The sequence below is a fragment of the Stenotrophomonas pictorum JCM 9942 genome (genome assembly GCF_001310775.1).
In the GTDB taxonomy this organism is placed as follows: Bacteria; Pseudomonadota; Gammaproteobacteria; order Xanthomonadales; family Xanthomonadaceae; genus Stenotrophomonas; species Stenotrophomonas pictorum.
This window is the reverse complement of the sequence record NZ_BAZI01000442.1, coordinates 1-1948: the sequence shown is the minus strand read 5'-3', so window position 1 is coordinate 1948 and position 1948 is coordinate 1. Positions and strand designations below refer to the sequence as shown.

The following is a 1948-nucleotide window of genomic DNA, read 5'->3' as shown; positions in this document are numbered from 1 at the left end:
CCGCGGTCGCCGAGGCCTTGGCCACCGCCATCGCACTGGGCGGCGGTGCCGGACGCTGGCGCACCCAGTCGCTGTAACCGCCAACGTATTCGCCGATCACGCCATCGCCTTCCATCACCATCGTGGAAGTCACCACGTTGTCGATGAAATCACGGTCGTGGCTGACCAGCAGCAGCGTGCCGGTGTAGTCGCCCAGCAGCTCTTCCAGCAGCTCCAGGGTTTCCACGTCCAGATCGTTGGTCGGTTCGTCCATCACCAGCAGGTTGGACGGCTGCGCGAACAACTTGGCCAGCAGCAGCCGGTTGCGCTCGCCCCCGGACAGGCGGGTGATCGGCGCACGCGCGCGTTCCGGGGTGAACAGGAAATCCTGCAGATAGGCATGCACGTGCTTGCGCTTGCCGTTGAACTCGACGAAATCGGTGCCTTCGGCCACGTTCTCGATCGCGCTCCAGTCCTCGCGCAAGGTGGCGCGATACTGGTCGAAATAGGCGATCTGCAGATTGGTACCCGGGCGGATCTCACCCTGCTGCGGCTGCAGTTCACCCAGCAGCAGCTTCAGCAGCGTGGTCTTGCCGCTGCCGTTGGGGCCGATCAGGCCGATCCGGTCGCCACGCAGGATCACCGTGGAGAAATCGCGCACCATGGTGCGGCTGCCAAAGGCGAAGGACACATCCTTGGCCTCCATCACCTTCTTGCCGGAGTTCTCGGCCTGTGCGGCTCCATGCGGACGTTGCCGCCCAGCTCGCGCCGCACGCTGCGCTCGTTGCGCATCGCCTTCAGCCGCCGCACGCGGCCTTCATCACGGGTACGACGGGCCTTGATGCCCTGGCGGATCCACACTTCCTCCTGTGCCAGCAGCTTGTCGAAGCGGGCGTTCTCGGCCGCCTGCGCGTTGAGCCGCTCCTCGCGACGACGCTCGTAGTTGGCCCAGTCGCCGGGCCAGCTGGTGACCTGGCCGCGGTCGATCTCGACGATGCGGGTGGCCAGCGCGCGCAGGAAGCGGCGGTCATGGGTGACGAACAGCACGCTGCCGCTCCAGCCCTTGAGGAACATTTCCAGCCAGTCGATGGCTTCAATGTCCAGGTGGTTGGTCGGCTCGTCCAGCAACAGCAAGTCCGGGGAAGACACCAGCGCACGCGCCAGCAACACCCGGCGCTTCATGCCTCCGGACAGCCGCGCGAATTCGGCGTCGCCGTCCAGATCCAGCTTGGTCAGGGTTTCGGCCACGCGCTGGTCCAGCCCCCAGCCGTCGGCGGCATCGATCTTGGCCTGCACATCACCCATGGCGTCGCCGTCGAACACCTCGGCATGGCTCAGGCGGTGGAACTCGGCCAGCCAGTGTCCCAGCTCACCCAGGCCATCGGCGACCACGTCGAACACACTGCCGGCCGCGCCATGCGGCACTTCCTGCTCCAGTCGCGTGATGCGTACGCCCTGTTGCACGCGCACCTCGCCGTCGTCGGGCTTGATCTCGCCGGCAATCAATTTCATCAATGTGGATTTGCCGGCGCCGTTGCGGCCGATCAGGGCGATACGCTCACCCGGCTCGATCGACAATTCGACTTTTTCCAGCAACAACGGGCCGCCGACGCTGTAGTCGACGTTCTGCAAAGTAATCAAAGGCATGCGCGTATTGTAAGGCCAGTGCCGGGGTTGCAGGCGGTCAGCTGTCGCTGAACACGTCATCCGGCAGGGCCAGCAACCTGCGCAGGCTGTCCGGCACACGCTTGCCGGGGTGGCGTACCGCCCACAGCTGGCGGGTCAGCGGCGGCAATGGCGTAGCCAGCACCTGCAGCTTGCCCAGCGCGACCAGGTCGGCCACGGTGTGCCGCGACAGGCAGGCAAGCCCCAGTCCTGCGACCGCGCCCTGCTTGATGGCCTCGGTCCCGCCCAGCTGCAGCACGTCGGCAAACCCATGCAGATAGGGCAGCAAGGCCTGCTCGGCGGC

The 1948-nt window shown here is 66.1% G+C and carries 1 protein-coding gene and 1 pseudogene; both read right to left on the bottom strand.

All coding sequences use genetic code 11. The features are described 5' to 3' along the window. A pseudogene (locus JCM9942_RS14800) lies at nucleotides 1-1626 on the bottom strand (ATP-binding cassette domain-containing protein); the annotation flags it as partial. Nucleotides 1627-1663: 37 nt separating this feature from the next. Further along, a partial coding sequence (locus JCM9942_RS14795) for a LysR substrate-binding domain-containing protein (RefSeq protein WP_256202398.1) occupies nucleotides 1664-1948 on the bottom strand: 285 nt, incomplete at its 5' end.